Here is a 19,534-nt window from a genome sequence, read left to right as displayed (position 1 = left end):
GTTCGATGGCGAAATCGATTTTGAATGCTCTTGGAAAGCCGCTATATTATAGCGATACGTCCACCGGCTTTTTCTCGGCGACCGGCTCTGGTCTCGATCTTTACGGCACCACCAAAAACGACTCGATGTGGGGTGACAGCAGTGTCAACGTCACCATGCATGGTGGCACGGGTGACGATATTTACTACCTTTATTCGACATCCAACCGTGCGGCTGAAGCTGCCGGTGAGGGCATCGACACAATCGACACGTGGATGAGCTACACGCTTCCTGAGAACTTTGAAAATCTCACCGTCACGGGGGATGGACGCACTGCGTTCGGAAATACAACCGATAACATTATCAGCGGTGGTTCCGGAAAACAGACAATCGACGGCGGTGCCGGTAACGATGTCCTGACAGGTGCGGGCGGCGCCGATACCTTCGTCTTTGCCAAGGGCAACGGCACGGACCTGATCACGGACTTCGGTTCCGACGATATCATCAGACTGGATGGGTACGGCGTTACATCCTTTGATCATATTCTCTCAGCATCGACCCAAAAGGGTGCTGACCTCTGGCTCAATTTCGACAACGGCGAAAGCGTCGTATTGGCCAATACGACAGCTGATAGCCTGAATCCCAACCAGTTCAGACTCACGTTGGACCGCTCCCAACTCACATCCACTTTCTCCGACGAATTCAACTCGCTATCTCTCAGTGATGGTCAGGCAGGCGTTTGGGAACCGAAATTTTGGTGGGCGGGTGAGTCTGGTGGTAGCCTGCACACCAATTCCGAACAGCAGTGGTACATCAATCCGGCCTATCAGCCGACATCATCGGTCAATCCGTTTTCCGTGCAGAACGGCGTTCTGACGATCACGGCGGCCCCTACCCCCGATTCGATTTCGGATGCGATTGGTGGTTATGATTATACGTCGGGCATGTTGACCACGCATCCATCCTTTTCCCAGACCTACGGCTATTTTGAAATCCGCGCGGATATGCCAAGCGATCAGGGGGCGTGGCCTGCTTTCTGGCTGTTGCCCACCGATGGCAAATGGCCACCGGAGCTCGATGTCATCGAGATGCGCGGGCAAAACCCCAATACACTGATCATGTCTTCGCATTCCAATGAAACGGGCGAGCAAACATCGACCATCAACAATGTGCAGGTTTCCAGCACCGAAGGTTTCCACAAGTACGGAATGCTGTGGGACAAAGATTATGTCACCTGGTATTTCGATGATGTGGCGGTGGCGCAGACAAAAACGCCGTCGGACATGCACGACCCCATGTATCTGCTCGTTAATCTTGCCGTAGGCGGCGTCGCTGGAACGCCGGCAGACGGCTTGCCGAACGGCTCCGAAATGAAGATCGACTATATCCATGCATATTCGATCAATGACCCGGCCGTGAACCAGATGGCTCAGTCAGCCTCGACGGAAAATCTGCTGGTATAAACGATGAGCGCCGCTTGAAAGGGCGGCGCTCATTGCATGCATGCGTGACCCGCAAAACTCCTCGCTCGATATCGCGAATGTGTCCGGTTCCAAGGTGCCATCATCCGATGACTGCACTACAGGCTTGGTTTCCAGGTGTGCGGAAACTTGTCCAGCGCATGACAGACCTGAATGTCATATGCTGGGACAACCGGCATAGGTATGCGTTGCACGCCTATGCATACGGTCTCATTGCAAGGTTAAGCCAATTTGGCGAAATCGACGTTACCAAAGCTTCACGTGACGGTTTACATCCTTGTAGAGAAGGTATCGGAAACGCCCAGGCCCACCCGCATAGCAGGCTTGTGGGCAGAATGCGCGAAGCCACATGAAGTCGCCCGCTTCAACTTCCACCCAATCATTGTTCAGCCTGTAGACGGCTTTGCCTTCCAGCACGAATAGCCCGTGCTCCATGACATGGGTTTCCATGAAGGGAATGGTTGCACCGGGCTCAAACGTAACGATGTTGAGGTGCATGTCATAACGACCGTCTGCGGGATCGATAAAGCGCGTCGTTGCCCACTTGCCATCTGTATCAGGCATGGCGGAAAGTTCGTGGTCGTCTTCATGCGTGAAGATCGCCGGTGGCAACTCCAGCCCCTCGACAACGTCAAAGACTTTTCTGACCCAATGGAATTTGACAGGGATGTTGCCTTCGCCGCGCAGCGTCCAGGCACTACCAGCGGGAATGTAGGCGAAAGAGCCCGCGCGCAGAGCGTGTCTTTGACCCTCATACTCAATGCTCAACTCACCATCGACAACGAAAATCGCGGCTTGCGCGCGTACGTCCGGTTCCGGTCTATCGCTGCCACCGCCGGGCTGAACCTCCATGACATATTGCGCGAAGGTCTCGGAGAAACCGGTCATCGGGCGCGAGATGATCCAGGCGCGTGTCTCTGCCCAATGAGGGAGAATACTTGTGACGATATCCGACATCACACGCTTTGGAATGACGGCATAGGCCGTGGTGAACGTCGCCTTGCTCGAAAGCAATTCAGTCTGGCCCGGAAGGCCGCCAAAATCAGAATAATATCGCTTATTGTCCATCATGCACTCCAAAGATACGCCATGTCAGCGCAAAATCATTAGAGCCTTTCGACTTGGAAGGGAATCACTCATGAACGATTTTCAAGCATCCTGTCGCGACGCCTGTCCGGCATCGCGACAGCCTTAGAGATCCATCACGCTATCTTGCGGATGACGCCGTAGACGATGTTGCGATTCTCACCGAAAAACACCTCTGCTTCGACCAATGACGGGTCGATGCTGGCATTGATGATATCCCACATATCCTGCTCTGTGCGCAAAAGAAGCGCCCAGTTCATGAAGGATTCCATATAGCCATCCACGCCAATATCCTGAGAGAAATTCGCAAACAGGAAACTGCCGCCAGGCTTCAGCATCTCCAGGCAGCGCTGCGTCAACTTGATAGACACCTTGTCGACCAGATAGTCGTAAAGGCCAGCCGCATAGACGAAGTCGAAGGTGCCGAGTTCCTGGCGACGCGACAAAATTCCGCGCACCGACCCGTCGATCGCCTCGATGCAGGTTCCGTGGAAATCACGCATGATGGCACCGACGCTGAGCGGGTCCTGGTCAAGAGCGACCCAACGCTTGATCTTGCCCTGCGCCAAGGCAGCCGAGCTATTGGCTTCGCGCAAGTGCCCCGCGGCAATCGTCAGGACCTCGGTGTCTGGTCCACGCACATTGGCAATGTCGTCAACATATTTCGTCAGTATATCGCGACGCTCCCGCACGGCCACAGAGGATGAAGCATCCTTGGTATAGTCGTAAAGCGCTGTGCCAATCGGTGATGCAGCCACAATCTTGTCCTGCACACTTGGGTGGCCATAGATGAAGTCGAGAAGCTGAGCATCGCCGGAATATCCGCGCGGCTTGTCGAACGACCAATGGGTGAAGGGATCCTGCAGGAAATACTCCGCAACGGGATGGTTCTGAACCAGAGGGATGATCTCCTTCCACACGCTCGAGTGGTATCTCTCCCTGCTTTGATGTAACCGTCCCGCGACTTCATGTATAATTTGCTGCGGTGCAGCATCATTCAGAAATTGCTGGTGCGCCAAATTGAGAAGGATTGCGACCTCAGCTTCAGCAATTGCAATTTGCTCTTTAAAATCATCTGAGCGTTGAGCGAATATTTCATCTGATATTGTTTCAGGCGTAATAAGACTTTCACCATCAAATTTTCTATTCAGCACACTGGACAAAGATAAATCTCCTGATTAACGCTTTGTTAACTTTGAAACAATTCACTCTTTATTTGAATGCAAGTCAATGTGGTGCACATGGATAAAACCGCCGCCTGACGGGAAACTTTTTATTAAGGTAAACGGCAGATCGATTGTAATTTTCTTTTTGCTTAAACAAATTTAAGCTCGACGCACGCCATAATAGCGGGAATATCTCTTGTTTCTGACATCACCAGATTGAAGAAACAAAAGTAACGAAAAATTTCCGGAAATGTAGTTCACAATTCTTCCGGATGTAACCTGGCACTATTATTGCAACCTATGGAAAAGTGCATGACGCACACTTTGGCAGATGTGGTGGGACTTGATCCGCAACTGGATGCATCGCAAGAGCGGTCAACCGATGCTTCGAGAGCACTCTTTTTAAAAGAGGCAGACGCCAGCAGACGCACCTCAATACGGCAGGGGCTATGGATCGCGGTGCCGATCTATCTGCTGTTTTCGGTAACTGACATCCTGCTTATTCCGGATGTTTCACCACACACGATGTTTGCAAGGTTCGTCGTCGGCATTGCCGCCTTGATGATGCTGGAAATGCAAATCCGCGCCAACGTCAAGACAAGCCATATGGACATCGCCTGTGCTACAGCGCTGGTGTGTGGTTATATCGCGTGGCTCATGCCGGCCATGATGACGACGTATATCACCAACATGTCCTATTACATGGTTTTCGGCGCCATCTTCATGATGGGTGCCAATCTGTTTTTCACGTTCAATTTCGTTCTGTCGTTGATCGCCTCAAGCCTCGTGCTGGTCATATACTTCGTCGCTCTCAGCTATTTTCACGAGGATATTTATTACCAGATCAATTTCGGGGCGTTCTATTTCTCGTGCTTCGTCTTCACGTCCTACGTCAATTTGCGTCTTAACCGCGAGCGCTACCAGGTCTTTCTCAACGCCGTGGAGGCGAAGGTCCAGCAGCGTGAGGCAGAACAGCGCGGTGAAGCGTTGCTCCATCTGTCAAACACCGACCCTTTGACCGGTCTCGAAAATAGACGCGCTATCGATAGCAGGCTACGGCAGCTTTGGGATGGCTGGGTCAACCACCAGCACAACTTCGCGGTATTCCTGATCGATGTGGATTTCTTCAAGAAGTATAATGACTTCTACGGGCATCAGGAGGGTGATCGGTGCCTGATCCAGGTCGCGCAGACGCTGCAAGCCAGCATGAGCCGGTTCGATGCCGTGATCGGTCGTTACGGCGGCGAAGAGTTCATTGCGCTTGCCCGTTTTACGTCAGCCAAAGACATAGAAGACATTGCAGAGACACTTCGAACGACCGTGGAGGATATGCGTCTGGCGCATGAAAGGCGTCGGGATGGGACCTCCGTCATCACGGTCAGTGTCGGCGCGTCGTTTACCCGTCCGCAACAGGACCCGAAGCTGGAACGGATCATCAACGAGGCCGACCGCGCGCTTTATCTTGCAAAAGAGAATGGCCGCAACACCGTCAAGCTATTCGACCCCAACGACCCGCAACACAGCGACGACACGGAAAATGTCGCAGCACTCCTCAATATCGCGATCGCGCAAAATCTGGTGTCGCTGGTTTATCAACCGATCAAGGATCTGAAAACCAACACCATCATCGGCGCGGAGTCCTTGATGCGGCTGAAACTTCTGGATGGGACGCATGTGCCACCCAGCATCTTCATTCCCATCGCCGAACGGACAGGGACGATCATGGAGCTTGGCCTGTGGGCAATTCGCACCGCGTGTCAGCAGGCGCTGAACTGCGAGAAAATACCCATCGTCAGCGTCAATGTTTCACCCATCCAGCTCAAGAGCCCGGGGTTTGCGACATCGGTGGCGGCTATTCTCGGGGACGTCGGCGTGTCCGGTGGACGTTTGGCCTTCGAAATCACCGAGGGCCTGGAAATGGACATGAATTCCGATGTCCTTCGTTGCATCAGCGATCTCAAGACACTCGGGATTAAAATATGGCTCGATGATTTCGGCACGGGTTTTGCCGGCCTGTCATGGCTGAGGCTCATCGATTTCGACACGGTGAAAATAGACAAGTCGTTCTTGCACGACGCGCAGACGCCGCGTGGGAAACTCATGTTGAGCGATATCATCGCCCTCATTCGAAACCGTGGTAATAAAATTCTGGTGGAAGGGGTTGAGACCGCCGAGCAGCTTGAGCTTCTCAAAGAACTGCGGATCAACCAGGCGCAGGGCTACTACGTCGGACGCCCGGCACCGGCCAACCTGTGGACCAAAGAGATGACCTATCGTCCCCGCAGCCTGAACCAGCCTGCGTGATAAGAAACCCGGCAAGTGCTGCCGGGTTTGCGGTCTCCTGGTTTCTCGGTGGCAGCGGACTGATCAGTCCACGGCGCCGGGAACCTCGCACATATCGCGCTCCCCGACGATGATCGAGCGTTTGCCGACATGGTTGGCAGGCCCAACGATGCCTTCCTGTTCCATACGCTCCACCAGAGATGCGGCGCGATTGTACCCAATCGACAGGCGCCGCTGGATATAGGAGGTCGAGCACTTCTTGTCGCGCAGAACGACCTTCACGGCTTTTTCGTAGAGATCGGCAGTGTCGTCCTCGGCCATGGCGGTTTTGTCGAAGACGGCGCTGTCTTCTTCCTCGCCGTCATCGGCCTCATCGGCATCTTCTGTCACGGTGCCCAGATATTCCGGACGTCCCTGTGTCTTCAGATGCGCGACGACCTTTTCGACTTCTTCGTCAGAGACGAAAGGCCCGTGCACACGCGCAATGCGTCCGCCACCCACCATGTGCAGCATATCGCCCTGCCCCAGCAGATGTTCGGCACCCTGCTCACCCAAGATGGTGCGGCTATCGATCTTGGATGTCACCTGGAAGGAAATACGCGTGGGGAAGTTGGCCTTGATGGTGCCGGTGATCACATCGACGGACGGTCGCTGTGTCGCCATGATAAGGTGAATACCGGCAGCACGCGCCATTTGGGCAAGCCGCTGGATCGCACCCTCGATCTCTTTACCGGCAACCATCATCAGGTCGGCCATTTCATCGACAATGATGACGATGTACGGCATAGCCGTGAGGTCCATTTCCTCCTGCTCGTAAACGGCTTCACCAGTCGCACGATCAAACCCGGTTTGCACATTGCACATCACGGTTTCACCCTTGGCACGGGCAGACGCCGCACGGGCATTGTAACCGTCGATATTGCGCACACCCAGACGCGACATCTTGCGATACCGGTCTTCCATTTCGCGCACGGCCCATTTCAGTGCCATCACGGCCTTTTTCGGGTCCGTCACAACCGGTGTCAGCAGGTGCGGAATGCCATCGTAGACCGACAATTCCAGCATCTTGGGATCGACCATGATCAGGCGGCACTCCTCCGGCTTCAACCGGTAGAGCAGCGACAGGATCATGGTGTTGATCGCGACCGACTTGCCCGAACCCGTGGTACCAGCCACCAGAAGATGCGGCATCTTAGCGAGTTCTGCCACGACAGGCTCGCCGCCAATGGTCTTGCCAAGGCAAAGCGCCAGCTTCATTCGCGTTTCGGCGTAATCGTAAGATTCGATCAGTTCCCGGAAATAGACCGTCTCGCGCACCGGGTTGGGCAATTCGATGCCGATGACATTACGGCCGGGCACCACGGCAACGCGGGCAGACAGAGCCGACATGGAACGGGCAATATCATCCGAAAGGCCAATGACACGCGAAGACTTGACGCCAGGCGCAGGCTCAAACTCGTAGAGCGTGACGACCGGACCGGGACGAACGTCGATAATCTCACCTTTAACCCCGAAATCTTCAAGCACGCTTTCCAGCAGACCGGCGCTCTGTTCCAGCGCTTCCGGCGTCATCGTCGTCGTCTGTAGAACCTGCGCCTTCTGAAGCAGGTCGATGGGCGGATATTCGTATTCACCTTCGCAGAAAACCGGAGCATCCAGGAACATGGGCTGATTGTTGCGAGCAACCGTGCGCATCTCGCGACGCGGCGGGCTGGCAACGGGAGCCGAAATGGTGGCTTGCGCGGCCGGCGGAACAACCTGCACCGTTTCTTCGACCGGTGCTGCGCTAACGTCTTCCACGTTCTCGACAGCCGTTTCCCTCGGTCCAACCGCACGAATGTCCAGTTGTCGATAGAGCGCGACAGCCGATTCTCCAGCGTTGGAGAGGACAAGCCCGTCAGCAACGGGCCTTAGCTGACGAATAATCTGCACAGGAGCAGGTCTCGCAGCGACAGGTGCCAACGGTTTGACTGGGGATGGGGCCACGGTCTGAGCCTTGATCCGGGCCAGTTCTGCGAGCCGCATGGGCTTTGACGGTGGCAGCATGGCACCGCCCACATCCAGGCTCATCGCTTCCCAGAACATCTCGTCTGACAGAGACGCAGCGAAGGCAGGCACATCAAGCGTTTCGACAGAGCTTTTGTTGTCACGTTCGGAAGGAAAGCAAACCACATCGACCTGCTCCACCACATTTGCTCGTGCCGGCTGGGCCGTATCGGACGCCGACTCGACGGGCTCGGCGACTTCTCTCTGCTTCAAAGCCAATTCGCGGCGCAAGCGGTATGTCAAAGCAAGTGCGCCAATCGCGCCTGGCGGCTGCGGCAACACGGCCGGCCTGGCGATTTTGCGTTCTTCATCCGTCACTTTCGGCTCGGTTGATTCGATACTGACAGCCTTGATATCTGGGTGCGCGAAAGAATCGACATCATCCTCGGTCTTGCCGGGCGCACTACCTGTCGACTGCTTTCCAGCAACGATATTTTGGGGGGTCCGGGTAAAGCGGACATTGGGCCCCAGGGTAAAGGCGTTCTGCCACAACGGCATCTCGTCACGCCCCTCGATCGCGTTAGCGGCAATCTGATCTGCGTTGTGACCCATGACGGCACGCTGATCAGCCGTCAACGGAATCATTCCGTCTGACGCGCTCTGCGTCACATTCGGTTCTGCCACGGGCTTCGTTGCTCCCCTCTCTTCTATCGCATTGATGGAATGGTTTAAATTTGAACGGGGAATACGCATCACAGCCTGTACACTCATCATAAACGGACATTCGGCACAGCAAATGGAATAGAAAATAAAGGTTAATCACCTGTTGCCAAAGCGTCGATGGAGGTGATTTTTCCCAAGCGACTTTTCCGCTGTGTCCATCCAGACACGCCCCACGTAACGTCAGATCATCTGCAGAGCCTGAAGCCGATTGGGGTGACCTGACACACGAACGGCCTTTCACTTCACGTTTTGATATATTCCGTCATTTTAAATGACTTTCTTTCTGGGCCGTCTCCAGTCATTTAGTCTTACACAACTGTCGCGGTGATTTGCCGACGCCCCAATCTGAAGAACTGAGCACATGAAAAACCCGATTGCGATGGAGACTATCTCCGAAAACACCGTGTTTAAAAAAGACGATGTCTTTGTGCTGTTCGGCGAACTGTTCGGACGTGGCTATGCGACAGGCCTTCTTGACCAGGCCCGGAAAGCTGGAATGCGCATCGTTGGGATCACGGTTGGACGTCGTGACGAGAACAACGCTCTTCGTCCGCTGACCAGCGACGAGCTTTCCGAAGCTGAAGCGCGTCTCGGCGGAACGATCATCAACGTGCCGATGATGGCTGGGTTCGATCTCGATGCGCCTGAAAACGGCCCGACACCGACAGATCTTCTCGCTGGCCTGACGCTGGAAAGCTGGGAGCGCGAAAAACTCGACTGGGATTATATCGAAAAATGCCAGGCCATCGCCACAGCACGTTTTAAAGAATCGCTGTCGCAGGTCATGGCCACGCTCAATGACATGATCCCGAATGGCCGCAACGTCTTCTTCGCACATACGATGGCAGGCGGAATTCCGAAAGCCAAGGTTTTCCTGGTCATTGCCAATCGCATCTACAAGGGCACCGGCGCTCGCCACATGTCATCGCAGTCGTTGATCGACAGCGATATGGGCAAGCTCATTCTGCGGAATTTCGACGAGGTTTCAGCCAACACGTTCCGTCACTTGATCGACGCCAGCGCATCCATCCGCGAGCGCGTCGAAACATCCGGTGGACAGGTTCGCTACACAGCTTACGGTTACCATGGAACAGGCATCCTGATCGACGGTGAATACCGTTGGCAGACCTACACGAATTACACCCAAGGCTACGCAAAGATGCGTCTTGAAGGCATTGCCGAAGAAGCCTGGGCCAAGGGCGTGAAGGCTTGCGTGTACAACTGCCCTGAGATTCGTACGAATTCTTCCGACGTGTTCACCGGCATCGAACTGCCGTTGATACCGCTCTTGCTGGCGCTCAAAAAAGAAAACGGCAGCAAGTGGGCAGACGAGCAGTGGGCCGCCTGCGAAGCACTTCTAGCCGACGGTTTCACGCTTGATGACGTCATGCGCAAGATCAGCAATCTGCAGGCCAGCGATGTCATGGTTCCGTTCTACGATTTCACTGCTTGGCCAATGCCCAACAGCCAAACGCAGGCTGACCTGACCATCGGCACGTCGAACGAGATCACCGCGATGCATCGTGACAGCAAGAACATGATCAGCGATCTGTTGAGTGCGCTTGTCGTGGAAGCGACTGGTCAACTTATTTTCGGCGCATCGTCTCAGCCACGCGCGCCCGTTCAGTGGCTGAACCACGACATCGTAGCGCGCCGTCTGAATGCGGCACACCAGGGCGAGACGTCCGCTAACATGACTGCAACAAAAGCAGCGTAAGCGTGAAGTTGTTGGACTAATCGGAACCCTGCATGCTTTGCGCGCAGGCTGAAAACGGTGTTATTTCAACCTCTCGGGGTTGCGTCTCGTTGAAACACTGCATGGCATGTCACACGCTCGATAAAATCGACGGTCTTGCTATCCGGCCGCCGTAACACAAGCACGCCGTAGATGCGCCGAGCTACCGATGTTGGCGGCAAGGGATGAGACCGCTCCCGCCACAAGGATACACCGCTCGGTTTTCCGTTGCGTTTCATATGGCAAGGTCACTGACTTTAGAAGAAAAATTGTGTCGTCCGACGTGTCACAAACCGTGCATTTTGCGGTATTTTGATACCAACTCCAAGAGTTGGGCAGCGGCCTTTTGACGTGAAACGAGAGCTCGTCGGCCACCCCTCATCAATCATTCGCCTCTAGGAAATCTCTGGTTTTCTTCAAGAACATTCAAATCCATGTGGTTTCGCATGTAGCGCTCTGATGCTTTCTGGAGCGGCTGATGGTCCCATGGATAATAGGCACCATTTCGCAGTGCCTTGTAAACCACCTGTCGGCGTGCCTGACTTTCGCGAACCGAGGCATCGAACGAGGCCAAATCCCAGCGGCTTTTCACTTGCCCCATAAGTGATGCTAAAGCCGCCTGGTGGTGCGGATCGCCAGCAAGGTTGTAGCGCTCGTTAGCATCAGTCTCCAGATCGAACAGCATCGGAGGATCGCTGTCGCAAATCATCAGCTTGTAACGCCCGTCGCGTATGGCCACCAGCGGCGCGATTGACCCCTCGGCTGCATATTCCATCGGGACGGGACTACGTCCGGTAGATTGCTGCGCGAGCCCGGACAAATCCTCGCCATCGGTCCACCGTCTCAGCGCAGTGATATCGAGGCCAGCGAGAGAACACAGGGTCGGTGTCACATCCAGCGTCGAGACAGGCGTATCGACCTGCCTTCCGCTCCAACCCGGCGTTGAGATCATCAGGGGAACGCGTACTGAACCTTCGAAAAAGCACATTTTGAACCACAGACCGCGTTCTCCCAACATGTCACCGTGGTCGGAGAGAAAAACGATCGTCGTGTTGTCATCCATTCGCGTACGTTTCAGCACATCCATGATCTCGCCGATCTTGTCGTCGACATAGGAGATATTGGCAAAGTAGCCCTGTCTCGCGCGCCGGACCTGTTCAGGCGTTATCTCAAAGGCCTGATGGTCGCAGGCTTCCAGCAACCGCTGCGAATGCGGATCGTGTTTGTCGAACGGCAGTGCCCCAATTTGCGGTCCAAGCGCCGGACAATCATCGTACAAATCCCAGTATTGGCGCCTTGCGACATACGGGTCGTGCGGATGGGTGAAGCTGACGGTCAGGCACCATGGACGGTCATCCAGTCCGCGAGACAGGTCGTAGAGCTTGCGCGAGGCGTGGTAGGCGACCTCATCGTCATATTCCATCTGATTGGTGATTTCGGCAACGCCCGCCCCTGTGACGGAACCGAGATTATGATACCACCAGTCTATTCGCTCGCCGGGCTTGGTATAATCAGGTGTCCAACCGAAATCTGCAGGATAGATATCCGTCGTCAGTCGCTCTTCGAAACCATGTAACTGGTCAGGTCCGACGAAATGCATTTTGCCGGATAGACCCGTATAATACCCCGCAGAGCGCAAATGGTGCGCATAGGTCGGGATGTCGGAAGCAAACTCCGCTGCATTATCGTAAACCCGTGTACGGCTTGGCAACTGGCCGGACATGAACGACGCCCGTGCAGGCGCGCACAGCGGACTGGCCGTATAGCTGTTGGAAAAGCGAACGGAGCGCTCCGCCAAGGCCTTCAAATGTGGCGCATGGAGAAAATCCGCTGGTCCATCAGGGAAGAACGTTCCGTTCAACTGATCGACCATGAGAATGAGAAAATTCTGACGCGTCATGCACTCTTATCCCGATATCACAGACCGACCGCTGCCTTGACCGCAGCATCACCCGGCTTGCCATCCAGCGTCTTCACGTCGGAAAGCCATGTGTCGATGATTTTTGGATTGGCTTTGAGCCACGCTGTTGCCGCGTCGGTGGACGTCTGGCCAGCGAGAATTTCACCCATGAGCTTGTTTTCCATGCCCACATCGAATTTGAGGTTTTTAAACAGGCTGGCAGCGTTCGGGCACTGCGCTGTCCAACCGGTTCTGGCCAGGGTGTAGACCTGCGCGCCACCAAAATCCGGTCCGAAATAATCATCGCCACCGGATAGATATTCGATCGAAAATTTCTCGTTCATCGGATGAGGCGCCCAAGCCAGAAACACGACACCCTTTTTGGATTTCGCCGCGCGCTCTACCTGAGACAACATCGCCTGCTCACCGGATTCGACCAGTTCCCAGTCTTTCAGACCGAATTTTTCATCCGCGATAATTTTTTGGATATTCTGATTGGCAGGTGCGCCGGGTTCGATACCGTAAATCTTCTTGTCGAACTCATCTGCATGTTTGGACAGGTCAGCGAAACTCTTGATACCTTTTTCCGCCATGTAGGATGGAACGGCGAGCGTAAATTTGGCACCCTCCAGGTTCTGCCCGATAATTTCGATAGCTTTTGCGGAATTCAGATCGTCGATAAACGACTTCTGGGCGGGCATCCAGTTACCGAGAAAAACGTCGATCTCTGCGTTTTTCATGGCCTGATAACCGATCGGAACCGAGAGCGTCTTGACGTCAGGTTCGTATCCAAGCGCACCCAGCAAAACTGTTGCGACGCCATTGGTGGCAGTGATGTCGGTCCAACCAGGATCGCTCAACCGGATCATTTTGCAGGCAGCATCATCCGCTGCTTGTGCGTTGCCTGCAAAAGCAGCAGCGAGCAGAAGGATGCCTGCGGTGATGCGTCCCGTACGAAAATTCCTGTTCATCGCTGTTCTCCGATTAATCCAGTATTTTAGTGAACAACGGATTGATCTCTGCCGTGAAGCGGATATTTTTTGATATCTGGCAAAAGGATTTTTTATGGCTGATCGACCAATCAATCTGGGGTGGATGCGGATATTGCTGGAAATCGGCAGGCGCGGCAGTCTGACCGCCGCAGCCCAGGGATTGGGTCTGACACAGCCTGCGGTGAGTTATCAGATCAGACGTCTGGAAGATGAATTGGGTGTCAGTATTCTGAAGCGCCAGCACCGCGGCGTCGAACTGACGCAGGAAGGCAGGGCGCTCTACGATCTCGTCAGCCGTCACGTTGCAGAGATCGACCAGTTGGCCGGTGCGTTCAAGGCCGATGAAAGACCTGCCGTTCGACTGCACACGGACTACGCGTTTTCTTCACTTTGGCTCATTCCCAGAATGCAAGAGTTCCGCGCCCTCTATCCCGATATCAACATTCAGATCGCCGCGACACAGAACCCGCTCCGTCAGAATACGGGTGAAGATGATGTTCTTGTCATTTTCGGAACCCGCGAAGAGGCGGGACGAAACGCGACGTTGCTACTGCCGGAAAAAGTAAGGCCCGTTTGCGCACCCGGCTTTTTGAGTGCCACATCTGAAGCGGTAACGCCGGAAGATTTCGCCAAACTAAAGCTCATCCATCTCGAAAGCTCGTGGGCATCAACGTGGCACGATTGGTCCAGTTATCTCGCCGCTGCTGGTGTCCATAGAAACATCGAACACGGCAGAGGCGACATAAGCTTCAACACCTATTCCCTGGTGGTCCAGTCCGCCATTGGCCAACAGGGATTGGCGCTTGGCTGGGCGGGTCTGGTGGATGATCTGCTGAAAACCGGCGCGCTTGTCAGTGTCGGCCCTGAACTTGAAGCCCCGGACCGGGGATATTGGTTGATGAATTCATCCGACAGAAAAGGTGCCACGGCAAAACTGGTGGATTGGCTGCGCGAGACGGTGTCATAGCGATAACAGACTCTCAAATCATGGATGCCTGGCTAGTCGCAAGCCCGATGATTTGAGGTAAGCACTTGGTGAGCTGCCCAACATGCGGCGAAACATGGTGGTGAAGGCCGAAACATTCTCATATCCCGCATCCAGCGCAACATTCGTGACGCTCTCCCCGCTTGCCAGACGCGGTAGCGAGGCAAAGATACAGGCTTGCTGGCGCCATGTGACGAAACTTACACCAGTTTCGGCGCGAAACAGGCGGGTAAATGTTCGCCGGCTCATGCCCAGCGCCAGCGCCCAATCATCGATGCTGGTGTTGGCGGCTGGGGCGCTGAGAAAATGCCTGCAAAGCGCTGCAATATTTGGGTGAGATGGAAAGGGAAGCCCCAGCGGCTTTTCGGGAAGCTGACTGATTTCATCCATCAGCAATTCCATGACCAGTTCGCGCCTGCGCGTGGCTGATCGGTTCACATCATCCTGAACGAGTTCCTCGATCAAGTTCCCAGCAAGAGCGGTGACTTCGACGACGCGTGGCCTGTCGGTGGTGATGACATTGCGATGCACGTAGACGGAATGCATTTCCACCTCGCTGATCATTTCGCTGGAGTGCTGCAATCCGGCGGGAATGATCAGCCCGTGGCCGGGTGGGATCATCCAGCGCCCGTCACCCGTGCTCACGACCACGACACCGCTATGGGCAAACCACAGCTGAGTTTTACCGTGCAGATGCACCGGGCTCTTGAAGCCTTCGGGATAGAGGCGACGAAGCGCCAGCACGGATTCATTGTTGCCGTCGATGAAACGGAGCATGGCGTCATGCTCATCGCTGCGCAGAAAGCCCAATCTTTGGGATTGACCATCCAACATTTGGCCCACTCGCGTAAAAACTAGACCACACCACAAAAGCAGGCCGAAAACAATAGGGTTACAAGAACGCAAAATCATGCTGAATATCTGGAGAGAGACCCCATGGCGAGTGTGACCAGCACGAGCTTCAGTGCCGAAAGAACGACGTTTTCCATCATCGCCGCAGCCAGCTTCTGCCATATGCTCAATGATATCATGCAGTCGCTGCTGACATCGCTCTATCCGCTTCTCAAGGCAAACTATGCGCTTGATTTCGTTCAGATCGGTTTGCTGACATTCGCCTTTCAGGTCACGGCTTCGCTGCTACAGCCAGCAGTGGGTATAGCGACAGATAAATGGCCGATGCCATTTTCGCTGCCGGTAGCCATGCTGTCGACCTGCGCCGGGCTGTTTACGCTCGCTTACGCACATAGCTTTGCGGTCTTGGTCATCGGCGCCTGCATGATCGGCATCGGTTCTGCCATTTTTCACCCCGAGGCGTCACGCGTGGCGCGCGTCGCGTCCGGTGGCCGCCACGGCCTGGCACAGTCTTTCTTTCAGGTTGGTGGCAACACCGGCACGGCGATCGGGCCGCTTTTGGCCGCCTTTATCGTGCTGCCGATGGGCCAGCAGAGCCTGAGCTGGTTTTCCGTGATCGCCTTGGTTGGTTTTGCCGTTCTGTCCTGGGTCAGCGTCTGGTATAGCCGTCACCGTCGAAGCAATGCCGGGCGTCCGCCAGTCAGCCGCGCTTTGCCTCTGGCCAAAAACAAGGTCATCATGACGCTTGTCGTCCTTCTCATTCTGACGGCGACCAAGAACGCCTATCTTGCGAGCCTTTCAAGCTACTTCACATTCTACACCATCGAGAAGTTCGGCCTTTCGGTTCAGGACGCGCAACTGCTGCTGTTCCTGTTTCTTGGAGCATCCGCTGCGGGCGTGTTTTTCGGTGGCCCGATTGGCGACCGGTTCGGCTCGCGGGTCGTCATCTGGTTTTCGATCCTTGGTGTCATCCCGTTTGCGCTGCTTCTGCCCTACGCCAATCTGATGTGGACAGCTGTTCTCGTCGTGCTCATCGGCTTTGTCTTTTCATCGGCATTTTCAGCCATCGTGGTTTTTGCGCAGGAGCTCGTGCCAGGGCGCGTTGGGCTGATTGCGGGAATGTTCTTTGGCTTCGCTTTCGGCTTTGGCGGCATCGGAGCCGCAGTTCTCGGTGTCTTTGCAGACCGCGAAGGCATAGAATTCGTCTATCGCATCTGCTCCTACATGCCCCTCCTCGGCTTGCTCACGGTCTTTCTACCGCAATTGCCGAGCCGCCGACGCGCAGCCTAGAGCGCAAAAAAGCCGCCTGAAACAATTGTTCAGGCGGCTTTTTTCTTGTGTGTATCAGGTGTCAGGCAGCGCGCAATTGTGCCGACAAGGGAATTTCCACATCGATTTCCAGTAGCGACATATGCTCGTCACTGTCCATCTTGACATGAACCTTATCGCTGTCGATCTGCACATGTTTGGCGATGACAGCCAGAATTTCCTCACGCAGCAAGGCGACAAGCTCATTGCCGACACCGTTGCGTTCATGCGCAAGCAGAACCTGCAACCGCTCACGGGCAAGAGGCGCCGATTTCTGTTTGCGGAAAAGGTTGAAGATGCTCATGCGGCCCTCCCGAAGAACTTGGCGAAGATGCCACGCTTTTCGCCAGGGATGATCATGGGAACGTCTTCGCCGCGCAGGCGGCGTGCCGCATCGAAATAAGCCATGGCAGGCGGGGACTTTGCATCCGCCAGGGTAACAGGCGCACCGACGTTGGATGCACGCAAAACGTCCATGCTTTCAGGAATGATGCCGATCAACGGAATAGACAGAATTTCCAGTACGTCCTCGACCTTCAGCATATCGCCCCGTTCGGCACGAACCGAATCGTAACGGGTAAGCAGCAGGTGCTTTTCCATGCGCTCGCCGCGCTCGGCCTTGAGCGTCTTGGAATCCAGCAGACCGATGATCCGGTCCGAATCACGCACCGAGGACACTTCCGGGTTCGTGACGACAACGGCCACATCCGCATGGCGCATAGCCAAGGTCGCACCGCGTTCGATCCCAGCCGGGCTATCGCAGATGACCCAATCGAAATGCTTCTTCAGCTCGCCGATGACCCATTCGACACCCTCAGGCGTCAGATTGTCCTTGTCGCGTGTCTGCGACGCTGGAAGCAGAAACAGCGTATCGAGACGCTTGTCGCGGATCAGCGCCTGCGGCAGTTTCGCATCACCCTGGATGACGTTGACAAGATCGTAGACGACCCGGCGTTCCGCACCCATCACAAGATCCAGATTGCGAAGACCGACGTCAAAATCGACAACGACGACCTTCTCGTTATTCTGTGCCAGCGCAGCACCAAGCGCGGCTGTGGACGTTGTTTTGCCAACGCCTCCCTTGCCGGAAGTAACGACGACGACTTTCCCCATCCTGCTCTCCTGTCCGTTTTTGCCGCTTACGGCTTAATTGAGTTTGTCCGCTTTGATCGTATCGTTTTCCAGCCACAGCTGGACGGCCTGACCGCGAAACTTCGGGTCGATATCTTCGGCCACCTTGTAGACGCCATCGATGGCCAGCAACTCGGCCTCAAGCTTCTTGCAGAATATCCGCGCCGAAGCGTTGCCAAGCGAACCTGCCATGGCGCGACCGCGCAGCGCACCGTAAATATGGATCGATCCACCGGCGATGACTTCGGCACCGGAGGCCACAGACCCGACGATGGTCACATCGCCCTCAGGAAAGATGATTGATTGACCGGAACGAACTGGCTCGCTGATCATCAGCGACTGAACCACACTGCGAATTTCCGTCACCGGCGGCTTCGAAATTTGCTCGGCAACATCGACAGTGGCGAGCGATACCGGCTCCACATCAACATCAGACGCTGCCTTTCCACCCTTCAGAGCTGGCGGCATTCCCGGCTCGATCATGGACGGGCGTGCACCTTCGATGCCCATGATCGCGACATTGCGCGAAAAAAGTTCGGCCAGAAGGGCCTTCAGTCCCGCCTTGTCGAGCTTCAGATCAGCGACATCCAGAACCACAGGACGTGACAAAAAGAAACCGGCAGACCGTGCTGCCAGATCATCCAAACGCTCAAGCCATTGGTCGAGAGGCTGTTCAGGAGAGAGCACGACCGCAAGAAACGAGCGGCCCTTGATGCGGATTGAGCGTGAGGTGTCTGTTAGCACTTTGGTCATCTTGGTAAAGAAATCATTGACAATCAGGTACCGCGAATGTGGTTAACAAAGGATTAACAGGCGCTGTTTCGGCCAGCAGAAATTAACCTCAAAATGGCCTTGACAGAACCATGTTTCAGAATCGCCATAGCGCTGAATTTCCAAATGATTCTGCCCCACGGCGTGACATGGCTCGCCTTCAGAGAGTGAGTAGCCAACCTTCAACCGACAATCCCAGCGACGCATCAAAAGAAGGGAAAAATATTCTCTTTAACTGCATCTTTTTGCGTCTTTCTGCCGTTTAAATCGGCACGATTTGTGGGAAGAGACATCATTAGAAAAGTCTGAAAGGAAGATTATGAGCTGGCTCAAGACAATCACAACCGCCGCTGCACTGAATGCTGCCATGTTTGCTCCGACATTTGCTGGCGAAAACCTTGACCAGATCAAGTCCGAAGGCGTCATCAAGATCGGGACCGAAGGCACATATGCGCCATTTACCTTTCATGATTCGGCCAACAAGCTCGTCGGCTTCGATGTGGAAATCGGTGAAGCCGTTGCCAAGAAGCTCGGCGTCAAGGCAGAGTTCGTCGAGGGCAAGTGGGATGGCCTGATCGCTGGTCTGGATTCCAAGCGTTACGACGCCGTCATCAATCAGGTTGGAATCACCGAAGCGCGCAAACAGAAATACGCTTTCTCCGACCCCTATATCGCATCCAAGGCGGTCCTGATCGTCAGCGAGAAGAACGCCGACATCAAGGGCTTTGCAGACCTGAAGGGCAAGAAATCGGCTCAATCGCTGACGAGCAACTTTGGCAAGCTGGCAACAGAAGCGGGCGCCGAGCTGGTTGGAACAGATGGCTTCGACCAGTCTATCCAGCTGGTTCTGACGGGTCGTGCCGACGCGACTGTCAACGACAGCCTCTCGTATCTGGATTTCAAGAAGAAGCAGGCGAACGCACCCGTGAAGATCGTGGCTGAAAAGCCGGACGCTGATTATTCCGGCATCATCGTGCGCAAAGGCGATGACGATCTGGTTACCTCCATCAACAAGGCACTGGCCGACATCAAAACCGATGGCACCTACAAGGCGATTTCCGACAAGTATTTCGGTCAGGACGTCTCCAAGTAAGCTGACCTTTACGTCTATTTTCCTGCGGGAAAATAAGCCATTGTTGCGATAAGATCATAAAGT

General features: G+C 54.8%; 15 protein-coding genes. 6 read left to right on the top strand and 9 right to left on the bottom strand.

What is annotated here, in order from left to right; genetic code table 11:
- Positions 1-5: 5 nt before the first annotated feature.
- Entirely contained in the window at positions 6-1,442 is a 1,437-nt protein-coding gene (gene eglC, locus RMR21_RS20385; protein WP_498671236.1) for an endo-1,3-1,4-beta-glycanase EglC, read from the top strand.
- A 264-nt stretch (positions 1,443-1,706) separates the two neighbouring features.
- Here the strand turns inward: eglC and RMR21_RS20380 are convergent, their stop codons facing one another.
- Together RMR21_RS20380 and RMR21_RS20375 are read right to left on the bottom strand one after the other, a co-directional pair.
- On the bottom strand, positions 1,707-2,528 hold the full coding sequence (locus RMR21_RS20380) for a bifunctional allantoicase/(S)-ureidoglycine aminohydrolase (RefSeq protein WP_498671235.1): 822 nt from the start codon (positions 2,526-2,528) through the stop codon (positions 1,707-1,709).
- A gap of 134 nt (positions 2,529-2,662) precedes the next feature.
- Positions 2,663-3,700, bottom strand: a complete 1,038-nt coding sequence (locus tag RMR21_RS20375; protein WP_498671853.1) for a class I SAM-dependent methyltransferase — start codon at positions 3,698-3,700, stop codon at positions 2,663-2,665.
- 324 nt (positions 3,701-4,024) lie between these two features.
- Here RMR21_RS20375 and RMR21_RS20370 point away from each other — a divergent pair, with 324 nt between their 5' ends.
- Complete coding sequence (locus RMR21_RS20370; RefSeq protein WP_498671234.1) at positions 4,025-6,016, top strand: putative bifunctional diguanylate cyclase/phosphodiesterase; 1,992 nt, start codon at positions 4,025-4,027, stop codon at positions 6,014-6,016.
- A gap of 63 nt (positions 6,017-6,079) precedes the next feature.
- On the opposite strand, the gene RMR21_RS20365 is transcribed toward RMR21_RS20370, so the two are convergent.
- On the bottom strand, positions 6,080-8,755 hold the full coding sequence (locus RMR21_RS20365) for a DNA translocase FtsK (protein ID WP_498671233.1): 2,676 nt from the start codon (positions 8,753-8,755) through the stop codon (positions 6,080-6,082).
- 310 nt (positions 8,756-9,065) lie between these two features.
- Here RMR21_RS20365 and RMR21_RS20360 point away from each other — a divergent pair, with 310 nt between their 5' ends.
- A complete protein-coding gene (locus tag RMR21_RS20360; protein WP_498671231.1) occupies positions 9,066-10,421 on the top strand; it encodes an enoyl ACP reductase FabMG family protein in 1,356 nt (451 codons plus the stop codon).
- A 403-nt stretch (positions 10,422-10,824) separates the two neighbouring features.
- Here RMR21_RS20360 and betC read toward each other — a convergent pair whose 3' ends face one another.
- Together betC and choX are read right to left on the bottom strand one after the other, a co-directional pair.
- Complete coding sequence (gene betC, locus RMR21_RS20355) at positions 10,825-12,339, bottom strand: choline-sulfatase (protein WP_498671230.1); 1,515 nt, start codon at positions 12,337-12,339, stop codon at positions 10,825-10,827.
- A 17-nt stretch (positions 12,340-12,356) separates the two neighbouring features.
- The gene (gene choX, locus RMR21_RS20350) at positions 12,357-13,310 is read right to left on the bottom strand and encodes a choline ABC transporter substrate-binding protein (RefSeq protein WP_498671229.1); all 954 of its coding nucleotides are present in this window, start codon (positions 13,308-13,310) and stop codon (positions 12,357-12,359) included.
- A 94-nt stretch (positions 13,311-13,404) separates the two neighbouring features.
- On the opposite strand from choX, the gene RMR21_RS20345 reads away from it, so the two are divergent.
- Positions 13,405-14,298 (top strand): choline sulfate utilization transcriptional regulator, encoded by an 894-nt coding sequence (locus RMR21_RS20345; protein ID WP_498671228.1) that lies wholly within the window; start codon positions 13,405-13,407, stop codon positions 14,296-14,298.
- Positions 14,299-14,316: 18 nt separating this feature from the next.
- On the opposite strand, the gene RMR21_RS20340 is transcribed toward RMR21_RS20345, so the two are convergent.
- The gene (locus RMR21_RS20340) at positions 14,317-15,093 is read right to left on the bottom strand and encodes an AraC family transcriptional regulator (RefSeq protein ID WP_498671227.1); all 777 of its coding nucleotides are present in this window, start codon (positions 15,091-15,093) and stop codon (positions 14,317-14,319) included.
- Positions 15,094-15,252: 159 nt separating this feature from the next.
- Here RMR21_RS20340 and RMR21_RS20335 point away from each other — a divergent pair, with 159 nt between their 5' ends.
- The gene (locus RMR21_RS20335) at positions 15,253-16,458 is read left to right on the top strand and encodes an MFS transporter (protein ID WP_498671226.1); all 1,206 of its coding nucleotides are present in this window, start codon (positions 15,253-15,255) and stop codon (positions 16,456-16,458) included.
- Positions 16,459-16,519: 61 nt separating this feature from the next.
- Here RMR21_RS20335 and minE read toward each other — a convergent pair whose 3' ends face one another.
- The 3 genes from minE to minC are packed head-to-tail and all read right to left on the bottom strand — an operon-like array spanning position 16,520 to position 18,360.
- Positions 16,520-16,780, bottom strand: a complete 261-nt coding sequence (gene minE / locus RMR21_RS20330; RefSeq protein WP_174155179.1) for a cell division topological specificity factor MinE — start codon at positions 16,778-16,780, stop codon at positions 16,520-16,522.
- Positions 16,777-17,589, bottom strand: coding sequence for a septum site-determining protein MinD (minD, locus tag RMR21_RS20325; protein ID WP_498671225.1), 813 nt, complete (start codon positions 17,587-17,589; stop codon positions 16,777-16,779). Before minD ends, minE begins: the two co-directional genes overlap by 4 nt.
- A gap of 33 nt (positions 17,590-17,622) precedes the next feature.
- A complete protein-coding gene (gene minC / locus RMR21_RS20320; protein WP_498671223.1) occupies positions 17,623-18,360 on the bottom strand; it encodes a septum site-determining protein MinC in 738 nt (245 codons plus the stop codon).
- A 337-nt stretch (positions 18,361-18,697) separates the two neighbouring features.
- On the opposite strand from minC, the gene RMR21_RS20315 reads away from it, so the two are divergent.
- Positions 18,698-19,471, top strand: a complete 774-nt coding sequence (locus RMR21_RS20315; protein WP_498671222.1) for an amino acid ABC transporter substrate-binding protein — start codon at positions 18,698-18,700, stop codon at positions 19,469-19,471.
- Positions 19,472-19,534: the final 63 nt, after the last annotated feature.

It is taken from the genome of Agrobacterium sp. rho-8.1 (assembly GCF_033957725.1).
Taxonomy (GTDB): domain Bacteria; phylum Pseudomonadota; class Alphaproteobacteria; order Rhizobiales; family Rhizobiaceae; genus Agrobacterium.
Note: the sequence above shows the minus strand (reverse complement) of the source record. Positions and strands in the feature narration are given on the sequence as shown.

Bases quoted from the DNA above. Each gene is read 5' to 3' on its own strand.
- RMR21_RS20345 (WP_498671228.1), top strand. From the start codon at position 13,405: ATGGCTGATCGACCAATCAATCTGGGGTGGATGCGGATATTGCTGGAA.
- RMR21_RS20340 (WP_498671227.1), bottom strand. From the start codon at position 15,093: ATGCTCCGTTTCATCGACGGCAACAATGAATCCGTGCTGGCGCTTCGT.
- eglC (WP_498671236.1), top strand. From the start codon at position 6: ATGGCGAAATCGATTTTGAATGCTCTTGGAAAGCCGCTATATTATAGC.
- RMR21_RS20335 (WP_498671226.1), top strand. From the start codon at position 15,253: ATGGCGAGTGTGACCAGCACGAGCTTCAGTGCCGAAAGAACGACGTTT.
- minE (WP_174155179.1), bottom strand. From the start codon at position 16,780: ATGAGCATCTTCAACCTTTTCCGCAAACAGAAATCGGCGCCTCTTGCC.
- RMR21_RS20315 (WP_498671222.1), top strand. From the start codon at position 18,698: ATGAGCTGGCTCAAGACAATCACAACCGCCGCTGCACTGAATGCTGCC.
- RMR21_RS20370 (WP_498671234.1), top strand. From the start codon at position 4,025: ATGACGCACACTTTGGCAGATGTGGTGGGACTTGATCCGCAACTGGAT.
- choX (WP_498671229.1), bottom strand. From the start codon at position 13,310: ATGAACAGGAATTTTCGTACGGGACGCATCACCGCAGGCATCCTTCTG.
- minC (WP_498671223.1), bottom strand. From the start codon at position 18,360: ATGACCAAAGTGCTAACAGACACCTCACGCTCAATCCGCATCAAGGGC.
- RMR21_RS20380 (WP_498671235.1), bottom strand. From the start codon at position 2,528: ATGGACAATAAGCGATATTATTCTGATTTTGGCGGCCTTCCGGGCCAG.
- RMR21_RS20365 (WP_498671233.1), bottom strand. From the start codon at position 8,755: ATGATGAGTGTACAGGCTGTGATGCGTATTCCCCGTTCAAATTTAAAC.
- RMR21_RS20360 (WP_498671231.1), top strand. From the start codon at position 9,066: ATGAAAAACCCGATTGCGATGGAGACTATCTCCGAAAACACCGTGTTT.
- minD (WP_498671225.1), bottom strand. From the start codon at position 17,589: ATGGGGAAAGTCGTCGTCGTTACTTCCGGCAAGGGAGGCGTTGGCAAA.
- betC (WP_498671230.1), bottom strand. From the start codon at position 12,339: ATGACGCGTCAGAATTTTCTCATTCTCATGGTCGATCAGTTGAACGGA.